The following is a 306-nucleotide window of genomic DNA, read 5'->3' on the forward strand; positions in this document are numbered from 1 at the left end:
GAAAAAACGGACGGTAAAGAATTAAAGGCATTAATTGAAAAGAGCACGGCAGCTGGTATGGTGATTGAGACCGTGATTGGGGATGCAGCTTACTCAGAGAAGGGAAATATTGAATACAGTGAAGAAAATAACATTAAACTAGTCGCAAAATTGAATCCTTCAGTTACACAGGGATTCCGGAAGAAGGAAGAGGAATTTCAATTTAACAAGGATGCAGGAATGTACGTTTGTAAGGCTGGGCATTTGGCTATCAGGAAAGCTCGCCAGGGCAAAAAAGATGTAGGGACGAATCAAACAGATACCTAT

At 40.8% G+C, this 306-nt stretch carries 1 pseudogene; it reads left to right on the forward strand.

What is annotated here, in order from left to right:
- Positions 1–306, forward strand: a pseudogene (locus tag SB822_RS56085) (IS5/IS1182 family transposase); the annotation flags it as partial.

The organism is Paraburkholderia sp. SIMBA_054 (assembly GCF_046534875.1).
Lineage (GTDB): Bacteria > Pseudomonadota > Gammaproteobacteria > Burkholderiales > Burkholderiaceae > Paraburkholderia > Paraburkholderia hospita.